Origin of the sequence: Stenotrophomonas sp. GD03877, assembly GCF_029840555.1 — a bacterium.
Lineage (GTDB): Bacteria > Pseudomonadota > Gammaproteobacteria > Xanthomonadales > Xanthomonadaceae > Stenotrophomonas > Stenotrophomonas geniculata.
In genome coordinates this window covers 1-25,304 of record NZ_JAOCCT010000009.1, presented here as the reverse complement: position 1 = coordinate 25,304, position 25,304 = coordinate 1, and the positions used below count along the sequence as shown (strand labels likewise).

Below are 25,304 nucleotides of genomic sequence, written 5' to 3'. Positions count from 1 at the left end.
GGAGCTTCAAAGAAATGACCGCTGAATCACCAAGCCCCGCGCAGGAACTCATTACTCTGTTTTCCCACTACGTTGATCAGAGGCGACGTCCTACTCCGAAGGCCGGCGGCCACATCTGCGTTCACATCGATGATCTAAACGCAATCCTCCAGGAACTCAGGAATCTCTCTGAAAGAAATGAGGCCTTGGAGCAGCAGAGTAGGCTCAATGAAAGCTTGATGCCCGGCGTGCCCGGCAAGAAGGTAAGACTGTGAAGATTCTTGTCATCGGCTCTGGCGGCCGCGAACACGCCCTGGCATGGAAGCTGGCCCAGTCCTCCCGTGTCACCGAAGTGATCGTGGCGCCCGGCAACGCCGGCACCGCCAGCGAAGACAAGTGCCGCAACGTGGCGGTGAAAGTGACTGACATTGACGGCCTGCTGGCGCTGGCCCAGGCCGAAGGCGTGGCGCTGACCGTGGTTGGCCCGGAAGTACCGCTGGTGGCCGGCGTGGTTGACCGCTTCCGTGCCGCCGGCCTGCGCATCTTCGGGCCGACCGCCGCCGCCGCGCAGCTGGAAGGCAGCAAGGCCTACGCCAAGGACTTCCTGGCCCGCCATAACATCCCCACCGCGTTCTATGCCGTGCACACCGATGTGGACGCCGCCCTGGCCTACATCCGCGAGAAGGGCGCACCGATCGTGGTCAAGGCCGATGGTCTGGCCGCCGGCAAGGGCGTGATCGTGGCGATGACCCTGGCCGAAGCCGAGGACGCCGTGCGTGACATGCTCTCGGGCAACGCGTTCGGCGATGCCGGAGCCCGCGTGGTGATCGAAGAGTTCCTCGATGGCGAGGAAGCCAGCTTCATTTCCATGGTGGACGGCGTGCACGCGCTGCCGATGGCCACCTCGCAGGACCACAAGCGCGTCGGCGACGGCGACACCGGCCCGAACACCGGTGGCATGGGTGCCTATTCGCCGGCCCCGGTGGTCACCCCGGAGGTGCATGCCCGCGTGATGCGCGAAGTGGTGAACCCGACCGTGCAGGGCATGATCGCCGACGGGATTCCCTTCACCGGCTTCCTCTATGCTGGCCTGATGATCGACGCCAGCGGCGCGCCGAAGGTGATCGAGTTCAACGTGCGCTTCGGTGACCCGGAAACCCAGCCGGTGATGCTGCGCCTGCAGTCGGATCTGGTCGACCTGGTGGAGGCGGCCATCGACGGTCGCCTGGATCAGGTGGAGGCGCAGTGGGACCCGCGCCCGTCGCTGGGCGTGGTGCTGGCCGCCAAGCCGTACCCGGAATCGCCGATCACCGGTGATGTGATTTCCGGTCTGGCCGATGTGCCGGCCAGCGCCAAGGTGTTCCATGCCGGCACCGCGCTGGACGCGCAGGGCCAGGTGCTCAGTGCCGGCGGCCGCGTGCTGTGCGTGGCCGCGCTGGGCGACAGCGTGCGCGACGCACAGGCCAATGCCTATACCGGCGTGGCCAAGGTGACCTGGGCCAACGAGTTCCACCGCAACGACATCGGTTGGCGCGCGATCGCACGCGAGGGGTGAGACCTGGTAGATCCACTACACAGCTTCCTGCATGGAACCAGATCACGGATTCTGGGAGTCTTCACCGTCCTCGGCATGGAAGCCGGGACGGTGCGCTTCGGGAAGAAGCGACGCACGTCAAGCGAAGGAAATTACGCTGAGTGAATCTGCTACTTCGCCGAGTCAAGATAACGCTTCCAGTTCTCGAAGAGCCGCGCAACATTCTGCTCATGTGAGTGCGCAGCCGGATCATACCCATCAGAAGCTGGCATGTACCTGACAAAGCTCTCCAGAGACTCCGGGTAATCAAAATCAGCGTAGATCCTCTCAACCTCTCCGAGCGGATCAGCAATCTCATCGCGCTTAGCGTAAGCGTCCGCGAGAAATGCAACCAGCCATCTTCTGAAAATCTCATCCTCGTTTGAGTTCTTGTCGAATGCCGCCAACTGCGCAGCTACGCTATTACGCTCATCGGGAAAAGCCCCTTCAAGTCTTTCAATCAAGGAGTTCAGATTGAACTTCTCTTCCAGTCCCTTCTGCTCCGACGCGCAGTGCTTCGCAACCTCAAAGTCAATCAGATGGCGCCCCAGTGCCCACGCCACCTCGGTCTGACTCCAGGGCCCATAGGGTTGAATACAGTCATACGTTCTCATGTAGACACTCACTTCTTGTTTGGTATTCCGTTCATGCTGCCACCTTCCACAAATCTTTGATGGGTCAAGTCGCCAGCCTTGTCGACTATGTATTCAAACCGACCAGCCTTTCCATTGAGTTCACCGGGTAGCTGAGTCAGAGTGCGAACCACGCCGTCGCCTCCTGTCAATGGAGTATGAACACCTGCTTCTGCAGCGGTCTCTCGCATAAAGGTCGCTGAATTGTGCCCAGCGTCCGCTTTGAGTGCACTTCCAACAGGCCGGGAATTCAAAAGTGCCCGACCTTCTGCACTCAGAGCTTTGGATGCCGCAACACCTGCTCCACCGGCACCTGTAACTCCTGCGATATCAGCAGCGATACTGGTAGCTGCCGATACGACACTTGGATTGGCCATCGCAACCATGCCAGCTTCGATCAGCACTGGGGCAGCCATTGCCGCTGTAACGGCGATTGCGGCCGGTCTCATCGGCTCGTATACGGCGCCATTTCCGGCAGCAATATCTCTCCGATGCTGCTCAACGAATCGCTCTGCGGCCTGCCTTCCATCCGCATCGACGAACCTGTACGGATTCCCGTTCGCGTACCGATACCGATTGAACTGCTCAACTGGCATTTGGTGAGCGGTGACTGGGTCTACCGACAGAAACACGCCCAATTGTGGATCCATGTAGCGCTGTTGCATGTAGCTCAGCCCTGTAGCCGAGTCGCTCACATGTCCGGCGTACCCAGGTCCATCCGTGACCTGACCGCCTACCACGGCCCCGTAGGGCTCGTAGTCATATCGCTTGATGACGTTGCCGTTGGCATCGCTTTCCGCCACAACCGAGCCGAGGGCATCAGTGTGAATGTATGTGATCGTTGTCTGGGCGATTGCGGATGGTGACAGGCCAAGGCCCATTAGCAGCACGCAGCACAGCCAGACGCCTATGGCACCCAGCTTGCGAGTTCGATCTTCAAATCCCCCGAGGCGGGTCGACACACCGCCTGCAGTTCCCCCGAACCTGCGCATCATTCCAATCCATGAAAGAGCCTTGAAGCAAGGCTTGGCATTCATAGCACAGGAAGGCAGTCATCGGAGTCCAACTCCAGGACTGAGGCCAGAGGGACCATTCTGAATTGGACCAGGCCCTTGGCTATAAACCTCTCGAGGGATTGAACGGCTACCGGAAGCGCATGACTGCCCGCCATGGGCTGGTACTACTGAAGCAGCCGATCAGCGGCCCGCATTACCAACAGCCATGCCGGTCAAACGAAAAGCCCCGACCAACGCCGGGGCTTTTCATCAGAACGGGGGCCGGAAACAGGAACCGAACCAAAGATCTATGCCTTACGCGGTGAACAGCGCCTTCATCTTCTTCAGCGCGTTCGCTTCCACCTGGCGGATACGCTCGGCCGACACGCCGTACTCGTCGGCCAGCTCCTGCAGCGTCACCTTGCTGTCGGCATCCAGCCAGCGGCGGCGGATGATGTCGCGCGAACGGGCATCCAGCTCGGCCAGGCCTTCGCGCAGCAGCTGCATCTGGTTGTCTTCGCTGTCGGCACGCTCATAGGCCATCGACGGATCTTCGTCGTTGGCAACCAGGAACGCGGCCGGCGACGGCGGCGCATGTTCGTTGTCCTCGTCGGTGGGCGCATCGAAACCGATATCGCGACCGGACAGGCGCGATTCCATTTCCATGACCTCACGCTCGGACACGTTCAGGTCCTTGGCCACTGCGCTGACTTCAGCCGCGTTCATCCAGCCCAGGCGCGTCTTCGACTTGCGCAGGTTGAAGAACAGCTTGCGCTGCGCCTTGGTGGTAGCGACCTTGACGATGCGCCAGTTCTTCAGGATGAACTCGTGCATCTCGGCACGGATCCAGTGCACGGCGAAGGACACCAGGCGCACGCCCATTTCGGGGTCGAAGCGCTTGACCGCCTTCATCAGGCCGATGTTGCCTTCCTGGATCAGGTCGCCCAGCGCAAGGCCGTAGCCGTTGTAGCCGCGGGCCACGTGCACCACGAAGCGCAGGTGCGAATGCACCAGCTCGCGGGCGGCGTCCAGATCGTTGCCGTCGCGGAAGCGACGGGCCAGGTCCTGTTCGTCATCGACCGACAGCACCGGGATCTGGTGCACGGCACCGATGTAGGCGTCCAGCGAACCGAGCGCACTGGGAATCGGGAGATTGTTTGCCACAAGGGCAGTAGAGGTGTTCTGGCTCATAGGCACCCATCTTAGCAGTCCGGGATTTGGACTGCTAAAGGAGGAAAAAGTTCCAGCATCCTATTGATGCAACACTGGTCCCAAACAGAGCCCTACCGTAGCGCGATTTGATGACAGTGGCGAGCGCGCTTTTCGGGATTCACAATCCCTTGGAATTCAAGCAATTACCTGCCGGAAACCGGCCGATTCCGGTCAAGCGGAGCTGAACAGGCCGTCCCGGACGCCCATTCAGGGCCGGAAACGTTGCCCGGCGTTCAGCCCCGGACCGGCACCGCCGCTCAGAGCGCCGAACGCGGTGGCAGCGACCAGTCGATCGGAGCCTGGCCGCGGCGCTGCAGGTACTCGTTGGCCATCGAGAAATGGCGGCACCCCAGGAATCCACGGTGGGCCGACAACGGCGACGGGTGCGGCGACTTCAGCACGCGATGGCGACGGGTATCGATGACCTTGCCCTTCTTCTGCGCGTACGCGCCCCAGAGCATGAACACCAGACCGTCGCGTTCGCGGTTGAGCACATCCACCACGTGGTCGGTGAAGCCTTCCCAGCCTCGCCCCTGGTGCGCGCCGGCCTGGCCCTCTTCCACCGTCAACACGGCGTTGAGCAACAGCACGCCGCGCTGCGCCCACGGAATCAGGCAGCCGTGGTCCGGACGCGGGATACCCAGATCGCTCTCGATCTCCTTGTAGATGTTCAGCAGCGACGGCGGCACCGGCACACCGGGCGCCACCGAGAAACTCAAGCCATGCGCCTGGCCGCGGCCGTGGTACGGGTCCTGGCCGAGGATCACCACCTTCACCTGCTCGAACGGCGTGGCATCGAACGCGGCGAAGATCTGCGGACCGGGCGGGAACACCGCCGCACCACTGGCCTTGCGCTGGCGCAGGAAGGCGGACAGCTCGCGCATCTGCGGCTGCATCAGGTAATCGCCGACATGCTGCTTCCAGCTCGGTTCCAGCTGGATCGTCGGGGTATCGGCTACTTCATCCATCATCGAATCAGGGGTCCATCATTCAATCGGGCCAGGCGCAGTTGGAACAGCACCTTGGTGACCAGCAACCGCTCTTCGATCGGCTTGAGCACAAGGTCGTTGGCACCGGACTGCAGCAGCCCGGTCTGGTTGTGCGGGTTGCCGTCGCCGGTCATCACCAGCACCGGCAGGCGGCGCTTGCCGTAGCCGAAGTCCACGCGCACGCGCTGCACCACGTCGCGGCCGCTCAGTTCGCCCTTCAGGGTGACATCGGTCAGCACCAGGTCGATGCGGTGGCGGCTGCGGCCCAGCGACTCGGCGGTGAGCAGGGTGAACGCCTCTTCGGCGCTGACCACGTGCAGCACGTTCAACTGCTGGCGCTCGAGCATGCGCTTGGTGGCCTCGGCCACCACGCGGCTGTCCTCGATGTAGAGGATGGTGGCGCCGGGAATGGTCTGCGGCTGCACATAGCCGCGGATGAAGGTCGCCAGTGCCTCGTGGCCCAGCGATTTGTCGAAATAGTCGGTGACGTACTCGGTGAAGCGGCGCTGCTCCAGGTGCTGCTGGGCGTCGCCGGACACCACGATCACCGGCACATAGGCCTGGCCAGCGGCTTCGCGGACCATCCGCGCCAGCGCCAGGCCGTCGCCATCACGCAGGGTCAGCGAGGTGGTCACCAGGTCCACCGGGCCCTGCGCCAGCGCCTGCTGCGCGTCCTCGATGCTGTCGCAGCCGATCACGTCCACGCCGGGCAGGTCGCGCTTCAGCACGTCGGTGATCAGCTTTCGCACCAGCTTCGAGCCATCGACCACCATCACCCGCGTCGCGGGCCCTTCAAGGTGCTTCAACACTTGCGGTTGCATGCCGGTCTCAGGTGTCGGTCGGGCGGGTCTGGCGGAGGAAGTGGCCGGTCACCAGCCATGCGCCCAGCCAGCCCAGCAGCAGCGTGCCGAGCAGGACCAGGCCGCCATGCAGCAGATCCAGGCCATGCAGCACGAACGGGCTGCCGTAGCTGCGCGAGAGTTCGGCCAGCGGCACGCGCAGGGCGGCGCCGGCCGCAGCAATCAGGGCCAGCGCCACCGCGCCGGCACCCAGGCCATACCACGCGCCCAGATACAGGAACGGGCGGCGAATGAAGCCATCACTGGCGCCGAGCAGCTGCAGCACGCCGATCTCTTCGCGACGCGCCTGGATATCCAGGCGCACGGTGTTGCCGACCACCAGCGCGGCGCCCACGCCGAGCAGTACCGACAGCACCTGCACCAGCCGTGCGCCGAATGCCAGCCAGGCATCCAGACGCTGGCGCCACAGTGCGTCGTGCTGCACCAGGTCGGCCTCGGGCAGGCTTTCCAGCGCGCGCGCCAGGCGTGCGTCGTCCTTGCCCTGGCCCGGGGTGATCACCAGCAGCGAGGGCAATGGATTGTCGTTGAGTGCGTCGATCGCCTCACCGAGGCCGGCATCGCGCAGTTCCTGCAGGCCCTGCTCGGGCGTGCGCACGTTCACTTCGGCCACGTCGTCGCGGTCGCGCAGCTGGCCGGCCAGGCGCAGTGCGCCGGGACCATCGACGTTGCCCTTCAGGAACACGTTGATGTCGCGCGACTGCTGCACGCTGCCGGCGAACTGCTTGAGGTTGTCCAGCGCGATCGACAGGCCAAGCGGCAGGGCCAGTGCCAGCGCCATGACCATCACCGTCAGCAGGGTCGCCCACGGCTTGCGGCAGGCGCGGCCAAGGCTGAACACCACGCTGTGCACGTGGTGCTGGAACCAGACGCCCACGCGCGAGGGCGCGGCGGCTTCGCTGTTTTCGTTCTTCGCCATGCGTTACTCCGCCAGGTCCTGCGGCGAGATGTCATCCACCAGCCGGCCGTGGTCGAGGATCAGCACGCGCTTGCGCATGCGACGCAGCAGCGGCAGATCGTGGCTGACCACCAGCACGCTGGTGCCGCGCGAGGGCAGCTCGGCGAACAGGGCCATGATCTCCGCGGCCAGGGTCGGGTCGAGGTTGCCGGTCGGCTCATCGGCCACCAGCAGCTTGGGTTCGCCGACGATGGCGCGGGCGATGCCGACGCGCTGCTGCTCGCCGGCCGACAGCTGCGAGGGCAGCGCTTTCTCGCGATGGCCCAGGCCCATCCGCTCCAGCACCGAGCGCACGCGCTTGTTGATGTCGCCACGGCGGGTGCCGCGCAGGATCAGCGGCAACGCCACGTTCTCGGCGATCGAGCGGTCCATCAGCAGGCGATGGTCCTGGTAGACCGCACCCACCGCGCGACGGTGGCGGGGCACGTCGCCGCCACGCACCTTCAGCAGGTTGCGCTCGTCGAACACCACCGCACCGCGGCTGGGCCGCTCGTCCAGGTGGATCAACTTGAGCAGGGTGCTTTTGCCCGCACCGGAATGGCCGGTGACGAACAGCATCTCGCCCGGCGCGACCTCGAAGCTGACATCGGTCAGTGCCTCGTGGCCACCGGCGTACTGTTTGCTGACATTGTCGAAGCGCAGGACACTCATGCCCCGATTATGCAGGACCGGCGCGACGTCGTGGAGATGGTGGGTGCCACCGGTCCGGCCTGGTGGGTGCCGACCGTTGGTCGGCACACCCTTAAATAAAGCCACCCGACCAACGGTCGGGTGCTACCCGCTGATCGGCAGTAACGATCAGTTGCCCGACAGCATCCGGCGGATCTTGCGGCCGATGCGGGTCAGGAACGAATCGCCGGTATCAGCAGCCGTGCGCACCGGCTTGGCCACCACCTGTACCGGGGTGACCGGGCTGGCGCCATTGCCGGCGGCGCTCTGCACGCCCTCGGCACCTTCGACCGGACGGCCGTGGCGACGACGACGGCGCTTGCGCGGCTTGTGCTCGCCGTCCACCGCACCTTCCGGTGCGCCTTCGGCGCGCGGCGGGCGCGGCGGACGCGGGGCCTGGGCAACGGCGCCTTCGGCACCGGCGGCCGGGGCGGCAGCGCCCTGTTCGCCTTCGACGCGCGGCTTGCGCGGGCCACGCGAACGGCGCTCGCCGCTGCGCTCACCGTCGCGACCACCACGGCCACCACCGCCTGAACGACCGCCACTACGGCCACCGCCTCGACGCTCTTCCTCGGCGGCGCGGGCTTCGCGCGCTTCGCGGAAGATCTGGCCGACGCTTTCGTTGTCCTCGCCTTCCTCGCCCGCCACCGGGGCCGGGTGTTCCGGGCGCGGCAGCGGCGTCAGCAGTTCCTTGGTGACCGGCTCGGACGGAATCTTCTGCTCGATGTAGGCCTCGATGTCCGGCAGGCCCATGGCGTAGCGTTCGCAGGCGAAGCTGATCGCATCACCCTCTTCACCCAGGCGCGCGGTACGGCCGATGCGGTGCACGTAGTCTTCGGCGTCGAACGGCAGGTCGTAGTTGTAGACGTACTTGATGCCGTCGATGTGCAGGCCGCGCGCGGCCACGTCGGTGGCCACCAGGATTTCCAGCTGGCCCTTCTGGAAGCGGTTGAGCAGGCTCTCGCGCTTCTTCTGCGGCACGTCGCCGGACAGCACGCCGACCCGGTAGCCGGCCTTTTCCAGCGAACGGGCAACGCGTTCGACGAACACCTTGGTGTTGACGAAGACCATGGTGCGCGCGCCTTCGCTGCGCGACAGCAGGCCAAGCAGCAGCGGAATCTTCTCGTCGTCGGCCGGGAAATAGATGCGCTGGCGCACGCGCGCGGCAGTGATGGTCTCGGCTTCAACCACCAGCTTCTGCGGCTCGTTCATGTGCTCGTAGGCCAGCTCCAGCACGCGATGGCTGAGGGTGGCACTGAACAGCAGGGTCTGGCGGGTGGTGCGCTCCGGCATGCGGCGCAGCAGGAAGCGGATGTCCTTGATGAAGCCCAGGTCGAACATGCGGTCGGCTTCGTCCAGCACGCAGATCTCGCAGGCGTGCAGCGACACCACCTTGTGCTGCTTGACGTAGTCGATCAGGCGGCCCGGGGTGGCGATGATCACGTCCACGCCCTGCTGCAGCAGTTCGCGCTGCTTGTCGTAATCCACGCCGCCGTAGACCAGCGCGAAACGCAGGCCCAGGTCGGAACCGAACTTCACTGCATCCTTGTGGATCTGGATGGCCAGTTCGCGGGTCGGGGCGAGGATCAGCGCGCGCGGATCTTCCGGCTTGCGGTCGGCCAGGGCCGGACGCGTCAGCAGGCGGTTCACGACGGCGACCAGGAAGGCCAGGGTCTTGCCGGTGCCGGTCTGGGCCTGGCCGGCAACGTCACCACCGGGCAGCGCGACGGGCAGGGTCAGCGCCTGGATCGGGGTGCAACGGGTGAATCCGGCTCCTTCAAGGCCGGCCTGCAGGGCCGGGTGCAACTCAAAGGAGGAGAAGGTCAAATCGGTCAGCGGTTTGTCGCTCATGAGTCCGTCTTGGTATGGCCGCCGGCCCGTGGGGCGGCTGGCACTTCAGCGTCTAGGGGCACCGTCGCAAACTGCGGCCCCTGCGGCGGGTTGGCAGGCTGGGACCACCCGGTCCGCGCGCCGCACAATGCCCCAGTTTAACGCACTCGGGCCAGCAAACCGGAATGACCTGTCTCATAAAGTCAAGAGACGGGGCCCTTCACCCAGCCACACCGGACTTGAACAGCCCTGCCAGGCCCGCTGGTGTCGCCCACTGCCAGCCCCATGTACAGGAAGACAGTGAAATCCGACACATACCAGGCATCGAAGCGATCACGATACGCTGGGTTCCAGCCGGCGCCTGTCCCCGCCCTGCGATAGGGGTACACTGCCGGCCGTGAGCGTCCAGGCATCCCGCCGAACGCACCGCGGCAGTGCGCCGCGAGGCAACGACGAGGGTCGCGCCACCGGGCATGGCCCAGTTCACCCACCTCCGGCATGGCCGGGTGCAATCCAAGACGAGAAACCAAGATGAGCGACAAGGTTGTACATGTCGGCGACGCCGACTTTGATAGCGCAGTGCTGAATTCCAAGGAACCGGTGCTGGTCGATTTCTGGGCCGAGTGGTGTGGCCCATGCAAGATGATCGCCCCGGCGCTGGACGAGCTGGCCGATGCCTACCAGGGCCGCGCCAAGATCGCCAAGGTCAACGTTGACCACAATCGTGCGCTGGCCGCCAAGTACCACGTGCGTTCGATTCCGTACCTGGTCGTGTTCAAGGACGGCGAGAAGGTTGGCGAGCAGATCGGTGCGGTGGGCAAGGCCCAGCTGGCCGGCCTGCTGGACAAGGCCCTGGCCTGATCCTGCTGTTCTCCGGCAGCCGCCGACCACGGCTGCCGGCGGGCGCCCCGCGCCCATGATGAATGCTGTTCCCGGCAGCCCTTGCACGGCGCCGCAGGCCGATGATAGTGTCGGCATATCCGGCCGCGTTCGCGTGCCGCACCCTCTGGACGCAGTTTCCTCCAGACCCATTCCCAACGTTCGCCGCCCCAGCCGGGCGCTCGCACCTTCAAGCGAGGAATAACGCTCTTGTCCGATAACACTTCCGAAACCGGCAGCGCCGATGCGCCCGCCGAAAAGCGCGTGCGCAAGCCCCGCGTGAGCAAGGCCGCCGCTCCGGCAGCCGCCGAAACCAGCGCCGCTCCGGCGCAGCCGACCCTGCCGCTGGCCGCCGCGCCCGAAGCGCCGGCACCGGCCGCAACCGCCCCCGCACCGAGCGCGCCCGCCGCCGAGGCCCCTGCCAGCAGTGGCGGTGGCGAAAGCGGTGAGGGTCGCGAATCCGGCCAGCCGCGGCAGCAGAACCACCAGGGGGGCGGCCAGAACCAGGGCCAGAACCCGTACAACCAGAACGGCCAGCAGGGCCAGGGGCAAGGCCAGGGCAACCGCCGCGACCGCTTCCGCAACCGCCGCGACCGTGACCGCAACAACCGCTTCCGCGACGATGGCCTGCCCAACGACGGCGGCGAGCAGCAGCCGTTCGTGCCGCGCCCGCACGCCAACGTGCCCGAGGGCTTCCCGGTCTACTCGCTGAGCGACCTCAAGCGCATGCCGGCACAGAAGCTGCTGGAAATCGCCGAGCAGCTGCAGATCTCCGAAGGCGTGGCCCGCGCCCGCAAGCAGGATGTGATCTTCGCCCTGCTGAAGGTGCTGACCCGACACGGTGACGGCGTCGCCGCCGACGGCGTGCTGGAAATCCTGCCGGACGGCTTCGGCTTTCTGCGCGCGGCCGAAGCCAGCTACCTGGCCGGCCCGGACGACACCTACATCTCGCCCAGCCAGATCCGCCGCTTCAACCTGCGCACCGGCGACCACATCTCCGGCCGCATCCGCTTCCCGAAGGACGGCGAGCGCTACTTCGCGCTGAACATCGTCGACACCATCAACGGTGAGCCGATCGAAGCGTCGAAGAACAAGGTGCTGTTCGAGAACCTGACCGCCCTGTTCCCGCGCCGCCGCTTCACCCTGGAGCGTGGCAACGGTTCGTCGGAAGACATCACCGGCCGTATCCTCGACCTGATGGCACCGCAGGGCAAGGGCCAGCGCTCGCTCATCGTGTCGCAGCCGAAGGCCGGCAAGACGATGATGATGCAGCAGGTGGCCACGGCCATCACCACCAACCATCCGGACGTGCACCTGATCGTGCTGCTGATTGACGAGCGCCCGGAAGAAGTGACCGAAATGCAGCGCACCGTGCGCGGCGAAGTCATCAGCTCGACCTTCGACGAGCCGGCCGCGCGCCACGTGCAGGTGGCCGAAATGGTCATCGAGCGCGCCAAACGCCTGGTCGAGCACAAGAAGGACGTGGTGATCCTGCTCGACTCGATCACCCGCCTGGCCCGCGCCTACAACAACGTGGTGCCGAGCTCGGGCAAGGTGCTGACCGGTGGTGTGGACGCCAACGCCCTGCACCGCCCGAAGCGCTTCTTCGGTGCCGCGCGCAACGTGGAAGAAGGTGGCAGCCTGACCATCATCGCTACCGCGCTGGTCGACACCGGCTCGAAGATGGACGAGGTGATCTACGAAGAGTTCAAGGGCACCGGCAACAGCGAAGTGCACCTGAGCCGCCGTATCGCTGAAAAGCGCGTGTTCCCGGCCATCGACATCAACCGTTCGGGCACCCGCCGCGAAGACCTGCTGATCGAGCCGGAACTGCTGCAGAAGATCTGGATCCTGCGCAAGCTGCTGCATCCGATGGATGAAATGGCTGCGATGGAGTTCCTGCTCGACAAGATGAAGAACACCAAGTCCAACGACGAGTTCTTCGGTTCGATGAAGCGCTGATCCACGGCGCTGCATCGGAAGAAACCTGCCGCTCGCTGCGGCAGGTTTTTTTTTGCCTGCAGGGCGACGCACTTCACTTCGCCGCCGCCCACTTTTGGCGATAATCCGCCGGCCCCTGCCCGGCCCTGACGGCCTGGCCACCGATTCCCGCTGTCGCCCCTTCCGGAGAACCGGTCGGGTCCAGCCTCCTGCCGGATCCGTCGACGCATGCGAACGCTGTCTCCCCGCCTCAACCTGGGCAAGCTGATCCTCGCCCTGGCCCTGCTCAGTGCCATCATCGCCCTGGCCAACACCCTGCTGGCCAGCTATCGGGTGCAGCGCGACCAGCTGGTCGGCAACACCCTGGAAGCCAACCGCGTCTATGCCACCAAGCTGGCCGAGACCACGCAGAACTTCCTGCTGGCCGCGCAGCAGCAGCTGGCCTATGCCGCGACCCGCCTGGGCGAGGACGACCTCGATCCGAAGCAGGCCCAGGATGAAGCCAGCCGCCTGCAGCTGCAGTCCAGCAGCTTCAACTCCTCGCTGGTGGTGGACGCCGACGGCCTGGTGATCGCCACCTCGCCGCAGACCATGCAGCTGCAGGGTGAGGTGCTGCACAGTGTCGGCAACAACGCGGCGCTGGCGGCGCGCCAGCCGATGATCAGCGATCCCTACCAGTCGGCCACGGGCAAGCTGCTGGTGTCGCTGTCGCACCCGATCTTCGACCGCCTGGGTCGCTATCGCGGCTATGTAAGCGGCACCCTCTACCTGCGCCAGCGCAGCGCACTGCACACGCTGCTGGGCAAGCACTACTACCGCGACGGTTCCTACCTGTACGTGGTGGACCGCAATGGCCGCCTGCTGTACCACGCCGATGGCAAGCGGGTGGGTGACTACGTGGTCGGCAACCCGGCGGTGAAGGCCGTGGTGCGCGGGGAGCGTGGCGCACAGCAGGTACGCAACAACCGTGGTGTGTCGATGCTGGCCGGCTATGCGCCGGTGGCGGCCACTGGCTGGGGCATCATTGCCCAGCGCCCGACCGAGGCCACCCTGCAGCCGCTGTCACGGTTGATGACCGCAGTGATCTGGAATGCGATTCCGCTCGGCCTGCTGTCGCTGCTGGTCACCTGGTGGTTCGCGCGCCGCATTTCGATGCCGCTGTGGCAGCTGGCGCGCAATGTGCAGGGCGGCGAGGACACCGGCAATGCGATCAACCATGTCAGCGGCATCCGCGCCTGGTACTTCGAGGTCGCCCAGCTCAAGCAGGCCGTGCTGCACAGCTTCAATGCCCTGCAGGATCGTATCGGCACGCTCAACCGTGCCAGCCGCACCGACCCGCTGACCGGCCTGCTCAACCGCCGCGGGCTGCAGCAGGCGCTGGACGCGCTGCAGGTGCAGGGCATTCCGTTTGCGATCCTGGCGCTGGACATCGATCGCTTCAAGTCGATCAACGACAGTTACGGGCATGACGTCGGCGACAACGCCATCGTCCACATCGCCGACCAGATGCGCCGCTACTCGCGCGACAGCGACATCCTCTGCCGCGCTGGTGGCGAGGAATTCCTGCTACTGCTGCCGGGCATCAGTACTGAATCGGCCCGTCAGGCCGGTGAACGCCTGCGCCAGCACATCGCCGACCATCCGTTCGAACCGGTCGGCACCATCACCGTATCGCTGGGCGTGGCCCACTTCCCCAGCTTCCATGTCGACGCCGAGCAGGCCTTGCGGCTGGCCGACAAGGCGCTGTACATGGCCAAGGAACAGGGCCGCAACCGGGTGGTGGTCTACCCGTACGCCGACTGACGCGGAGCCGGGCTGCCCGGCTCCGCAGCGGGTCTCAGCTCTGTTGCAGCGGGGTCAGCAGGCGCAGGCCGCGCTTGGCGGCGTCCACCATGTAGACGCCGCCTTCCGGCAGCAGATCGCTCCCGGCCTGCTCGACCGGGTCGGCCTCGTGCCACGGCACGCTCTGCCGCGGCCCCGGAATGAAGGCGCGCCAGCGGCCATAGCGTTCCGCCTCTGCATTGGGATCATGGTTCAGGGCGAAGTTCACCGGGATGCGAACCGTCCAGCTGTCCCGGGTGCTGTCCTCGCCGGTGGTCGGTGGCTTGAAGGTCCAGGTGCGGGCGGTGCTGACGCTGGCTCTGGCCAGGATGTCGCGCATCTTGGCCAGGGTCCGCTCGGACGCGACCACAGCCATGTTCACCTGCTCGGCGGCCACGTCGGCCACTGTTCCGTCACGCGCCACCTTGACCAGCAGCAGCACCTCACCTTGGCCACCGTTACGGTAGGCCGCCTCCGGGTAGCGCGGCGGTGTCATGTGCAGCGGGGTCACCGAACCAGTGGCCTTCGGATCGTACTCGCTGAAGTCGACACTGGTCATGCTGATTTCATAACCGCCGTCGGCCGCAGCCTTGCCGCGCAGGCGAACGCGCAAAGGGGCTCTCGTGGCCACCGCCTGGCCATCACGCAGCGTGGGCTCGAAGCGCCAGCCACCGATGGTGCCTTCGACGAAGGAGGCGATGCTCGGGGCGACCATGGCTTTCTGGTCCAGCACCAGCGAACTGACCGCGCCCTCCGGCGTGACCTCGATATGACCGGACAGCACCATGCTCATTTCCGCAGTCGCACGTACAGCGCGTGCGGTCTGCGCAGTGGCGTCACCTGCAAGCAGGGGGGCGCCGGCACCGACGGCCAGCGCGAGGGCGAGAAACAGTGGAGAACGCATCATTGCCGGATCCTTGGTGATGAACAGCGAGCGTACCTCAGTCCCAATACCCATGACAGCCGGCTCAGGCCAGCCGGTGTGCACCCGCATAGGGCGGCGTATCCGGATAGTCCCCTCGTGCGAAGCGTTCCTGCAGGCCCTGCCACCAGCCCGGGTCGAACAGGTGCCGGTAGTGCTCGCGCACGGCTGCCAGCTCCGCAGCCGGCAAGCCCATGAACGGACCGAAGCGCTCGGGAAACACATCGCGCGGGCCAACATGGAACCAGGGCTCGTCGGCCATGGCCTCCTCCGGCGTACGCGGCTGCGGCCACGCACGGAACACGCAGTCGCTGACCAGGCACAGCTCGTCATAGTCGTAGAACACGGCCCGGCCGTGCCGTGATACACCGAAGTTCTTCGGCAGCATGTCACCGGGGAAGATGTTGTTGCGCGCCATGTCGGTGATCGCCTGCGCGTAGTCGAGCACCGCTGCACGTACCGCCTCCCCGCCCTGCTCGCGCAGGTACAGGTTCAATGGACGGAAACGGCGCTGCACGTAGCACAGTGCGATCTCCACCTCATCGCCATCAACGCGTACGCTCTGCGCGCACTGCTGCAGCAGTTCGTCCAGCAGGGCCGGCGCGAAACGCGCGCGCGGAAAGCGCAGATGACGATAGGGCTGCGCATCGAGCAGGCGGCCGACACGATCGAGATTGAACACCAGCGCGTACTTCTCTTCCACCTGCTGCCGCGACATCGCCTTGGGCCACGCGAAACGGTCGCGGATCAGCTTGAACACCAGCGGATAGCTGGGCAGGGTGAACACCGCCATGACCATGCCCGGCGTGCCTTCGGCGTGCACCAGCCGCTCCTGCGGGTGCTCGTTGAAGTGGCGGAAGAACGTGCGGTAGCGCTCGGTCTTGCCCTGCTTGGCACGTCCCAGCACCGTGTAGATCTCATCGATGGGCTTGCCCGGCAGCAGGCTGCGCAGGAACACCACGGCATCGCCCACCGTACCCAGATCGGCCTGGAAGTAGCTGCGCGACACGCCAAACAGATGGGCAACATCACGGCGCCGGGTCAGCACCGCATCGGCACGCAGGCCGCGCTCGTCGTTGACCAGCGCGATCACGCACGGCGAGAAGCGATGCTCGCCGAACACGCGGCCGACCAGATAGGCGCGGCGCTCGCGATAGAACACGGTGTCGAGCAGCTCGATGCTGCGCACCGGCGTATCGCCCCAATGGGCAAGGTCATCCTGCAGGCGCACCGCGATCGCCGCGGCACAGCGCAGCTGGTGCGCATAGGGGATATCGAACCGGTAATCGGCCAGCACCCGCTGCAGCGCCTCCACCGGCCGCGTCGGTGAAACAGCGTAGGTATGCCGCGCGACCGGATGGGTGATGGCGTCCGAGGGCTCGACGTCGAAAGCAATGAATTCCAGCGCCGGGTCCACGCCGCGGGTAGCGAACAGGCGCCGCGACAGCGTGTTGTAGAAGGTCTTGTACAGCTCGGCGTCGATCAGGCCCTGCAGCAGCGCGCTGTACCGGGCATGCACCTGCAGCCAGAGCGCGCGTTCGCCGATCCGTTCGCCGGCAAGGCGGCGCAGCGTATCCATCTGCTCGGCGACGCACAGGTCGTACAGCGCGATGCGCTCGACTGCATCCCGACGGGCACCGGCCCAGTCACGCTGCTCGAAGCGCTGCCGCGCACGGGCGGTGATCGCCGCGAAGCGGGCGTGGTACTGCTCGAAACCATCGCGGATGACGCCGGCAATGCGCGGCGCCAGCTCGGCAGCGATGTCAGGCTTGGACATGCATGGCTCACCCGGGAGGACCGGCTTTACCATACGCTGGCGTGGGGTGGCTTGTGTAGAGTCGAGCCATGCTCGGCTGATCCAGGCAGAAGCAGCCGAGCATGGCTCGGCTCTACAGTTGCAAAGAGCAGTCGAGCAAGCTCGACTCTACAGAAGCCGGTGGCTCAGATCGCCAGTTCGGCCTCCACGTCCTGCACCTTGCGCCGGGCCAGCGCCAGGTTGGACTTGGTACGGTCCAGCACGATGTAGAAGAACAGGCCCTTCTTCTTCGCCACCGGGCGCATGATGTGGTACGCCTTGCCCAGCGAGATCAGGATGTCCTCGATGCTGTCGTTGAGGTTCAGCGACGCGGCGGTCTTCATCTTGGCGCGGATCACTTCGGTGTTGCCGGCGGCGGCCACTTCCATGTCCATGCCGGCACCGGCCTCGCCCAGCAGCATGCCGCTTTCGTAGTCGACCAGCGCCACTGCCTGCGCGCCGTCGATGCCCATCAGTGCGTTCAACGATTCATTCAATCCAGCCACGTCGCACCCCTTGTCGATGTTGGTTCGAGCCCCTCGTTCCCCTGCGGCCGGGCTCACGATCCGCCGAGTTCGGCCAGGATCGCCTGGCCACATTCCCTGCTCTGCCACAGCACCTGGCCGATCACGCTGCGCTGGTCGCAGGCCGCCATCAGCAGCAGCGGTGCACGTCCCTCGGCCTGGATCGCCAGCATCAGCACCTTGCCGCCTGCGGCCTCCAGCATCAGCGTCTGCAGATCCCCAAGCACCAGTTCGCGCCCGACCGCTGCGGCCAGCGCCAGCATCGCGCTGGTCATCGCCGCCAGCCGTTCGCCGCGCCCTTCGGCACCAGCGCTGACCAGGGCGAAGCCATCGACACTGGCCAGCACTACCGTGCGCACGCCTTCCACCCGCTGCTGCAGGTCCTGCAGCAGGGGCTGCAGGCGCTCACGCTGGCCGGCATCGGGCAGCACCGCCATCTGCCCGTCAGCCATGCGCGGCCACCAGTGCGTGCGCTTCCATTTCGCTCATCAGTACATCCATCAGCAGCAATCCCTGTTCGCGGTCGCGGGCATCCACCGCCAGCAAAGGGAGCGGTTGATCATCCAGGCTGGCGCGTGCAGCCCAGTCGTCCAGCGCAGCGTGCGGCGCCTGGTCGAGATGGGTGACCGCCACCACCAGCGCCAATGACGCTGCGAACGGCTGCAGCACCTGCAGGTAGTCCTCCAGCTCGCTGGCCAACCCGGCACGGCGCGCGTCCAGCAGCAGCACCGCGCCACGTGCTCCCTGCAGCAGGATCGGCCACAGGAAATCGAAGCGCTGCTGGCCGGGCGTTCCATAGAGACGCAGGCGCTCGCCGTTGGGCAGGTCGATGTCTGCGTAGTCCAGCGCGACGGTGGTGGAGGCCTTGTCGGCGCCGAGGCGATCACTGTTGGCCACATCGGTGTCGATCACCGCACCGGCCGCGATGCTGCGCACGAGTGTCGACTTGCCGCTGCCCATGCCACCGAGCACGACCACCTTGTGCTCACGCATTGCGCTCGCTCCCGCGCAGGTGCCGCCACAGGCGGGCAAGCAGGCCGTGGTCGGTGCCATTGCCGCGTAGCGCCGTCATCGGTGCCGCCGGGGCGCTCTGCAACTGCGCGTAACCGCAGAGATAGGCGGCATGGATGAAATCGCGCACCGCGGCAGCCGGCAACTCGAGCAGCATCGCGCATTCTTCAACCGTGCACGCGCGCTTGAGCAGCAGCGAACACAGGCGGAAGCCATCGTGGTCGTGACCCAGCACGCGGAAATCCGGCCAGCGCAGCAGCTTCACCGAGGCGCCACGCAGGCGTTCGTCCAGTGCCTGCCAGTGGCGACTGCGTTGCGCCCATTGCCATAGCAGCGGCCGCAGCGGCTGGCGCGGCCGCTCACCGGCCAGGGCCTGCAGGCGAGCCGGCGTGAGCGCATCCAGCTGCAGGCGTTCGAAGGCATCGGCCAAACGCTCCACCAGCGCGCTCGCGTGTTCCTGCAGCAGCACGGCCTGGTCATGCTCGAGGTCCATCAGCAGGACGGGATCACCCGCGTCACTCAGCAGTGCCTGCCCCTGGCGCAGGGGCAGCCGCTCGCGCAGCAGGCGGGTGATGGCGTGTGCACCATCGGCAAGACGGATCGGTGCGGGTGCGTGCATGGCCAGGGGCTCCACTGCCAACTGCATCCCGCGCAGGGCGCGGCCGATGGCACCGTCATCAAGTATGTCCTGATGGCCATCGCCGTCGCGCAGCTGGCCCCCCAGATCCTCGATCCAGCACTGCAGTCGCGGGCGTTGCTGGCGCATGCGCAGGGCTGCATTGCGCAGCGCCGGCGTATCGCGGATGACCAGCAGGTCGCAGTCGTCCAGGTCCTGGCTGCGACGAATCTGGCCGTCCGGCAGCGCCGAGGCCAGGCGCAGACGCTGCAGCAGGGCCTGTTCGCCCTGGATATCGGTTCCCACTACCAGCACGCGTGCCATCCGTGTTCCCCGTGCGGCCACCTCCCCGGTGGCCTCGCGTCGCCAAGGCTAGGACATCGCCAGCGGCAGCCGTCGTGATCGACTGCTCAGATCGGGAGCGGTTGCAGACGGTGTCCGATCGGTTCTGCGACGGACATCGCGGGCAAGTTTCATGCCTCGTTGACGGCATTCCGACAGCCGACGGGTGTCACGGTTCTGGACGCGGGTCGAATGGGGCCGCCCAAAAAGAAACCCGCGCCGAAGCGCGGGTTCCGGGGTCACGACCGAACGGCGATGGATCAGCCGCGCAGCTGCTCCAGCGCGGCGTTGAAGGTCGCGCTCGGGCGCATCGCCTCGCTGGCCTTGGCCACGTCCGGGCGGTAGTAGCCACCGATGTCCACGGCCTTGCCCTGCACCGCGATCAGCTCTTCAACAATCTTCTGCTCGTTGTCGGTCAGTGCCTTGGCCAGCGGAGCGAAGCGCGCCTTCAGGGCAGCATCTTCGTCCTGCGCGGCCAGGGCCTGGGCCCAGTACAGCGCGATGTAGAAGTGGCTGCCACGGTTGTCGATGCCACCCAGCTTGCGCGACGGCGACTTGTCGTTGTCCAGGAACTGGCCGTTGGCTTCGTCCAGCGCCTTGGCCAGCGCGCGGGCGGCGGCGTTGTCGTAGCGGTTGCCCAGGTGTTCCAGCGAGGCGGCCAAGGCCAGGAACTCACCCAGCGAATCCCAGCGCAGGTAGTCCTCTTCCACGAACTGCTGCACGTGCTTCGGGGCCGAACCACCGGCACCGGTCTCGAACAGGCCACCACCGGCCATCAGCGGCACGATCGACAGCATCTTGGCGCTGGTGCCCAGCTCCATGATCGGGAACAGATCGGTCAGGTAGTCGCGCAGCACGTTGCCGGTCACCGAGATGGTGTCCTCACCCTTGCGGATGCGGTCCAGCGAGAACGCGGTCGCTTCCACCGGCGGCAGGATGCGGATGTCCAGGCCGTTGGTGTCGTGGTTCTTCAGGTACTGCTCGACCTTGGCGATGACCTGCGCGTCGTGGGCGCGGGCGGCATCCAGCCAGAACACGGCCGGGGTGCTGCTCAGGCGGGCGCGCTCGACGGCCAGCTTGACCCAGTCCTGGATCGGCGCGTCCTTGGTCTGGCACATGCGCCAGATGTCACCGGCTTCCACAGCGTGCTCGAACACCACGGTGCCGGCATCGTCGGTGACCTTGACCACGCCATCGGCAGCGATCTGGAAGGTCTTGTCGTGCGAGCCGTATTCTTCGGCTTTCTGCGCCATCAGGCCGACGTTCGGCACCGAGCCCATGGTGGCCGGGTCGAAGGCCCCGTGCGCCTTGCAGTCGTCGATGACGGCCTGGTACACGCCGGCGTAGCAGCGGTCCGGAATGACCGCCTTGGTGTCCTGCAGCTTGCCTTCGGCATTCCACATCTTGCCGGAGTCGCGGATCATCGCCGGCATCGAGGCGTCGACGATCACGTCGCTCGGCACGTGCAGGTTGGTGATGCCCTTGTCCGAATTGACCATGGCCACGCCCGGACGCTGTGCGTACTCGGCAGCCAGGTCGGCTTCGATGGCGGCGCGGGTGGCTTCCGGCAGCGACGGCAGGCGCGCAGCCAGGTCACCGATGCCGTTGTTGGCATCGAAACCGGCCTGCTTCAGCACGTCGGCGTGCTTGGCCAGCACGTCCTTGTAGAACTCGTTGACGGCCACGCCGAACATGATCGGGTCGGAAACCTTCATCATGGTCGCCTTCAGGTGCAGCGAGAACAGCACGCCCTGGGCCTTTGCATCGGCGATCTGCTCAGCGATGAATGCGGCCAGCGCCTTGCGGCTCATCACCGCGGCATCGACGATCTCGCCCGCCTTGACCGCGGTCTTTTCCTTCAGCACGACGGTGCTGCCGTCCTTGCCGTGGAAGGTGATCTTCAGCGCATCGGCGTTGGCCAGGGTGGCCGACTTCTCGCTGCCGTAGAAATCACCGGCGGCCATGTGCGCGACGTGCGACTTCGAATCCGACGCCCAGGCGCCCATGCGGTGCGGGTGCTTTCGCGCGTAGTTCTTCACCGACAGCGGTGCGCGGCGGTCGGAGTTGCCTTCGCGCAGCACCGGATTCACCGCACTGCCCTTGACCTTGTCGTAGCGCGCCTTGTAGTCGCGCTGCTGGTCGTCGGCCGGGGTTTCCGGGTAATCCGGCAGCGGGTAACCCTGGTCCTGCAGTTCCTTGATGGCCGCCTTCAGCTGCGGCACCGAGGCGGAGATGTTCGGCAGCTTGATGATGTTGGCGTCCGGAGTGGTCGCCAGCTGGCCCAGCTCGGCCAGGTCGTCGCTGACCTTCTGCGCGTCACTGAGCAGTTCCGGGAACAGCGACAGGATGCGGCCGGACAGCGAGATGTCACGGGTTTCCACCACGATGCCTGCGGTGGCGGTGTAGGCGCCGACGATCGGCAGCAGCGACTGGGTGGCCAGGAACGGGGCTTCGTCGGTCAGCGTGTAGAGGATCTTGGACATGGGGGACTTGGACTCTGTAGCAATGCTCAGGGGAAGGCCGGCGCCAGCGCCGGGCCACGTGCAACCGTGTCGCGCGCGAGGCGGAGCCCCACGCTTTCCCCCGTCGCCGCCAGGGTGGGCGCGCGGCGGGGAAACCCCTGCATTGTCGCGTTTTCAGCCGCGCGGGGCAAAGCCACGCCATACGCGGCGGTACTGGACCGCTGTGTTTCGTCGTTGGCTCGCTTCCGGTCTGGAAGCTGAGGCTTGATGGCTAATTCGACTTCCCGCTCGTTGAGGCACGCATGACCCACTCCGACAATCGCTGCCCCCACTCGGCACGCCTTGGACAGATCAATGTCTGCGAGCGCCTGCTTTGCTGGAAGTTGCAGATTCGGAATCCCCCAACGACGGCGGCCAGGCTGGCGAGTTCATCTGCTGTCGCTGCAGAGCCTCGGATGTGCAGCGAACCGGCGCCAGATGATCCGGGTCGAACGTAGACGTCGTACCGGGTGGAAGGTCCTTCCGCCCTTGCATACCCCGACACGACATATCCGCCATCCGTGAAGCGCAGATCCGGCGTGCTTCCTGGCACAGGCTTTTCGGGGGCATCGCCCTCGTAGATCAAGGCGACTTCCCTACCATCACGCCTGATGCGGTGCAGACCAAAGTCAACAGGTGCCTCGTAGGTCACGGACATGTCTGTCGGCACCCGCACACAGGCGCCGTATAGGAAGTGGTCGCAACTGTAGCTCCAGAGATTCACGGGTCCCATTGCGAGCGTGAGCGCAATCCAGCTGAGCATCCTATCCCCTACCTGGCCGTGTTCCGTTCAGCGTATACCGGCAGCCCCCTCCCCAAGCGGGCATCGCCAATAAAAAAGGACGCAGCCTCGCGGCTGCGTCCATCGTGAGCCCTGTCGGGAGAGAGTCGGCAGGACTTACTTGACCTCGAACTCCTGCGGCGTTCCGGCCGCCTTGCCATCGACGGTGACCTCGGCGCGGTACTTGCCGGCCGGCCAGCCCTTTGCATTCTTGAAGGTGACGTTGGTGGTTTCCGCACCACTGGTATTCAGGGTGGCGTTCTGTTCGCCGGCCACCTGGCCGTCCTGGTAGGTCAGCTTCGCGCCAACGGTGACGTTGTTGGCAGCGCCGTCGGTCTTGACCGAGACGATGACGTCATCCTTCGGTGCGAACAATGCCGTCGTCGCAACCGACTTGTCGGCGGCTGCGGTCTTGCCTACGGTGACCGCCGAGACGCTGACTGCAGCGGCTTCGGCCATCGGCGGCGGTGCGCCGGTCATCGGCGCCGGTGCTGCCGGTTCGGCCGGAGCGGTCGCTGCCGGAGCGGCGTTGGTGTCGGTCGACTCTTCTTTCTTCTTGCAACCGACCAAGGCGACGCTGCCCAGCAGGGCGGCGATCAGGGCGGTCTGGAGCGGGGTGGTCTTGATCATTCGGGGTTCCTCCCAGGGATTGTCGGACGGCGTTCGATGGCCGGCTTACTTCGGCGGCAGCTTCAGGGTCTGGCCCGGGAAGATCTTGTCCGGGTCATCAAGCACATCGCGGTTGGCTTCGAAGATCTTTTTCCAGGCGTTGGCGTCGCCCAGATGCTGCTTGGCGATCTTCGACAGCGAGTCACCCTTCTGCACGGTATAGGTGCCGCCGCTGACAACGTCTGCGGTGCTGTCCACCGAGGCGCTGACGCCGGAGAAGTCCGCCTTCGGCACCTGCTCGGCGGTACTGTCGACACTGCCACTGACACCGGAGAAATCGGCTTTCTTCTCGGTACTCATCCACAACTCCCGTCTGCATGACTACGTGGTTCGCACGGTGCCATGGAGGTTGTTAAATGGGGATGGTGCAGATGTGAAGCCGCCCCCGGGGGCGGCTGAACAATCGGGAGAGAAGGTGTCCGGTCGTGCCGGCCGCTGGCCGGCTTGCCCTGGACACCGGTTCCACGTGGTTGCCGGCCAGCGGCCGGCACGACCGGTAACCGCCTGCTGGGTTACTGCCGCAGTTCGCGGTAGGTCGCAGCCGGGGCGGTGATGCCGGCGCTGGCACGCCAGGGATTGATATCCAGGCCACCACGGCGGGTATAGCGGGCCTCCACCTCCAGCCACTGCGGCTGGCAGCGCGAAGTCACCTCGCTGAAGATCCGCTCAACGCACTGCTCGTGGAACTCGGCGTGCTCGCGGTAGCTGACCAGATAGCGCAGCAGGCCGGCACGGTCGATCTTCGGCCCACGGTAACGCAGGCTGACCGTGGCCCAGTCCGGCTGGCCGGTGACCGGGCAGTTGGACTTCAGCAGCGACGAGACCAGGGTCTCTTCCACCACCTCGCCCGCATCGGCGGCAAGGAAGTCCGCCTGCGGCGGACCGTAGCAGTCGATCTCCACGTCCAGCCCGTCGATGGATTCACCGAGCGGCGTCTCACGCAGGCCCGGCAGGCCGAACTCGACCTGGACCGGCGCACCGGCGCAGGCCGACAGGTCGGCCACAAGGCGCTCGCGCAGTGCCTCGGCGCTGTCGATGCGGGTGCTGTTGAGGGAGTTGAGGTACAGCTTGAACGACTTCGATTCGATCAACCGCGGCGAAGTGCATGGCACCTGCACGGTGGCGACGGCGACCTGCGGCTTGCCACGCGGGTCGAGCCAGCTCAGCTCGAAGGCGTGCCAGCGGTCGTGGCCGACGAACGGCAGCGCGGCGTCATCGAGGCCGATCTCGGCGCGGGCGCCGCTGCGGGGGATGGGAAACAGCAGGCCGGGATCGTACTGCGACGGGTAACTGACCTCGCGACCGAGGCTGGAATCCTGTGGGGTGTTCATGGGCGTCATTGTATCGCGCGGAGGGCGGGCCTTCGGCCGGGCCGGCCAACGGCGGAGCCCCTCCGTGGTGGTTCAGGGCAGGATCTCGGGGTCGGCCGGGAGGGTGGGTTGGCTGGGGGCCGCTGCAAGTACGTCCATGTAAGCTCGGTCGCCGCTTGCTCGTGCGCGCAGTCCTGCACGCACGGCAAGGCCAGGGTTGGGCGTCCTGCCCAACCCGCCCGAGGCATGCCTCGGGCCCATGCGGCTCACGCCCCCAGCCAACCCACCCTCCCGGCCACGGACAGTTTCCTGCGCCACCACGGGAAGGATCAGAAAAATCAAAATCAAAAGCCGATCCTTCAGACGTTCATGACGTCCGCCGTGTCGACCAAGGTCGACACCCACCAAAGCAGGATGTCGTTCCGACAGCCGCGGGAAACTGTCGAAGGCGGGGTGGGTCCGGTGGCAGGGGCGTGAGCGCCATGGATGGCGCGACCG

General features: G+C 65.9%; 23 protein-coding genes. 5 read left to right on the top strand and 18 right to left on the bottom strand.

The window, feature by feature from the left end; genetic code table 11:
- Nucleotides 1–14: 14 nt before the first annotated feature.
- Together N5D20_RS08925 and purD are read left to right on the top strand one after the other, a co-directional pair.
- Nucleotides 15–254, top strand: a complete 240-nt coding sequence (locus tag N5D20_RS08925) for a hypothetical protein (protein WP_197579489.1) — start codon at nt 15–17, stop codon at nt 252–254.
- Nucleotides 251–1,534, top strand: a complete 1,284-nt coding sequence (gene purD / locus N5D20_RS08920; protein WP_197579490.1) for a phosphoribosylamine--glycine ligase — start codon at nt 251–253, stop codon at nt 1,532–1,534. The genes N5D20_RS08925 and purD overlap by 4 nt, the downstream gene beginning before the upstream one ends.
- Before the next feature lie 149 nt (nt 1,535–1,683).
- Here purD and N5D20_RS08915 read toward each other — a convergent pair whose 3' ends face one another.
- The 8 genes from N5D20_RS08915 to rhlB form a co-directional block, all read right to left on the bottom strand.
- Nucleotides 1,684–2,115, bottom strand: coding sequence for a DUF2247 family protein (locus tag N5D20_RS08915; RefSeq protein ID WP_158003716.1), 432 nt, complete (start codon nt 2,113–2,115; stop codon nt 1,684–1,686).
- Nucleotides 2,116–2,174: 59 nt separating this feature from the next.
- Nucleotides 2,175–3,146: an RHS repeat-associated core domain-containing protein gene (locus tag N5D20_RS08910; protein WP_239519187.1), complete on the bottom strand. Its 972-nt coding sequence runs from the start codon at nt 3,144–3,146 to the stop codon at nt 2,175–2,177.
- 348 nt (nt 3,147–3,494) lie between these two features.
- Complete coding sequence (gene rpoH, locus N5D20_RS08905) at nt 3,495–4,370, bottom strand: RNA polymerase sigma factor RpoH (RefSeq protein ID WP_049428989.1); 876 nt, start codon at nt 4,368–4,370, stop codon at nt 3,495–3,497.
- Between the two features lie 278 nt (nt 4,371–4,648).
- Nucleotides 4,649–5,362 (bottom strand): uracil-DNA glycosylase, encoded by a 714-nt coding sequence (gene ung / locus N5D20_RS08900; RefSeq protein ID WP_197579491.1) that lies wholly within the window; start codon nt 5,360–5,362, stop codon nt 4,649–4,651.
- Nucleotides 5,359–6,201 carry a response regulator gene (locus N5D20_RS08895; protein WP_197579492.1) on the bottom strand — a complete coding sequence of 281 codons (843 nt, stop codon included), beginning with the start codon at nt 6,199–6,201 and terminating at the stop codon, nt 5,359–5,361. Before N5D20_RS08895 ends, ung begins: the two co-directional genes overlap by 4 nt.
- Nucleotides 6,202–6,208: 7 nt before the next feature.
- Nucleotides 6,209–7,156: a permease-like cell division protein FtsX gene (ftsX, locus tag N5D20_RS08890; RefSeq protein ID WP_049436839.1), complete on the bottom strand. Its 948-nt coding sequence runs from the start codon at nt 7,154–7,156 to the stop codon at nt 6,209–6,211.
- Nucleotides 7,157–7,159: 3 nt separating this feature from the next.
- Nucleotides 7,160–7,846, bottom strand: coding sequence for a cell division ATP-binding protein FtsE (gene ftsE / locus N5D20_RS08885; RefSeq protein ID WP_005419728.1), 687 nt, complete (start codon nt 7,844–7,846; stop codon nt 7,160–7,162).
- Between the two features lie 147 nt (nt 7,847–7,993).
- The gene (gene rhlB / locus N5D20_RS08880; RefSeq protein ID WP_197579493.1) at nt 7,994–9,715 is read right to left on the bottom strand and encodes an ATP-dependent RNA helicase RhlB; all 1,722 of its coding nucleotides are present in this window, start codon (nt 9,713–9,715) and stop codon (nt 7,994–7,996) included.
- 510 nt (nt 9,716–10,225) lie between these two features.
- Here rhlB and trxA point away from each other — a divergent pair.
- The 3 genes from trxA to N5D20_RS08865 all read left to right on the top strand — a co-directional run bounded on the left by trxA (nt 10,226) and on the right by N5D20_RS08865 (nt 14,317).
- Nucleotides 10,226–10,555, top strand: coding sequence for a thioredoxin (trxA, locus tag N5D20_RS08875; protein ID WP_005411275.1), 330 nt, complete (start codon nt 10,226–10,228; stop codon nt 10,553–10,555).
- A gap of 228 nt (nt 10,556–10,783) precedes the next feature.
- Nucleotides 10,784–12,535 (top strand): transcription termination factor Rho, encoded by a 1,752-nt coding sequence (gene rho, locus N5D20_RS08870; protein WP_049436838.1) that lies wholly within the window; start codon nt 10,784–10,786, stop codon nt 12,533–12,535.
- Between the two features lie 207 nt (nt 12,536–12,742).
- Nucleotides 12,743–14,317, top strand: a complete 1,575-nt coding sequence (locus N5D20_RS08865; protein WP_197579494.1) for a sensor domain-containing diguanylate cyclase — start codon at nt 12,743–12,745, stop codon at nt 14,315–14,317.
- Between the two features lie 34 nt (nt 14,318–14,351).
- Here N5D20_RS08865 and N5D20_RS08860 read toward each other — a convergent pair whose 3' ends face one another.
- The 10 genes from N5D20_RS08860 to queF form a co-directional block, all read right to left on the bottom strand.
- Nucleotides 14,352–15,242 carry an energy transducer TonB gene (locus N5D20_RS08860; RefSeq protein ID WP_197576936.1) on the bottom strand — a complete coding sequence of 297 codons (891 nt, stop codon included), beginning with the start codon at nt 15,240–15,242 and terminating at the stop codon, nt 14,352–14,354.
- Between the two features lie 61 nt (nt 15,243–15,303).
- The gene (gene aceK / locus N5D20_RS08855; protein WP_197579495.1) at nt 15,304–17,034 is read right to left on the bottom strand and encodes a bifunctional isocitrate dehydrogenase kinase/phosphatase; all 1,731 of its coding nucleotides are present in this window, start codon (nt 17,032–17,034) and stop codon (nt 15,304–15,306) included.
- Nucleotides 17,035–17,198: 164 nt separating this feature from the next.
- Nucleotides 17,199–17,558: a hypothetical protein gene (locus tag N5D20_RS08850; RefSeq protein ID WP_005419760.1), complete on the bottom strand. Its 360-nt coding sequence runs from the start codon at nt 17,556–17,558 to the stop codon at nt 17,199–17,201.
- Nucleotides 17,559–17,611: 53 nt separating this feature from the next.
- Complete coding sequence (locus tag N5D20_RS08845; RefSeq protein ID WP_019336717.1) at nt 17,612–18,028, bottom strand: roadblock/LC7 domain-containing protein; 417 nt, start codon at nt 18,026–18,028, stop codon at nt 17,612–17,614.
- Entirely contained in the window at nt 18,021–18,569 is a 549-nt protein-coding gene (locus N5D20_RS08840; RefSeq protein WP_054172630.1) for an ATP/GTP-binding protein, read from the bottom strand. Before N5D20_RS08840 ends, N5D20_RS08845 begins: the two co-directional genes overlap by 8 nt.
- On the bottom strand, nt 18,562–19,527 hold the full coding sequence (locus tag N5D20_RS08835; protein ID WP_197579496.1) for a hypothetical protein: 966 nt from the start codon (nt 19,525–19,527) through the stop codon (nt 18,562–18,564). Before N5D20_RS08835 ends, N5D20_RS08840 begins: the two co-directional genes overlap by 8 nt.
- 278 nt (nt 19,528–19,805) lie before the next feature.
- A complete protein-coding gene (locus N5D20_RS08830; RefSeq protein ID WP_197579497.1) occupies nt 19,806–22,028 on the bottom strand; it encodes an NADP-dependent isocitrate dehydrogenase in 2,223 nt (740 codons plus the stop codon).
- A 916-nt stretch (nt 22,029–22,944) separates the two neighbouring features.
- Nucleotides 22,945–23,457 (bottom strand): hypothetical protein, encoded by a 513-nt coding sequence (locus N5D20_RS08825; protein WP_049436828.1) that lies wholly within the window; start codon nt 23,455–23,457, stop codon nt 22,945–22,947.
- Nucleotides 23,458–23,502: 45 nt separating this feature from the next.
- A complete protein-coding gene (locus N5D20_RS08820) occupies nt 23,503–23,796 on the bottom strand; it encodes a LysM peptidoglycan-binding domain-containing protein (protein ID WP_005419771.1) in 294 nt (97 codons plus the stop codon).
- 212 nt (nt 23,797–24,008) lie between these two features.
- Nucleotides 24,009–24,827: an NADPH-dependent 7-cyano-7-deazaguanine reductase QueF gene (gene queF, locus N5D20_RS08815; RefSeq protein ID WP_054172636.1), complete on the bottom strand. Its 819-nt coding sequence runs from the start codon at nt 24,825–24,827 to the stop codon at nt 24,009–24,011.
- Between the last annotated feature and the right edge of the window lie 477 nt (nt 24,828–25,304).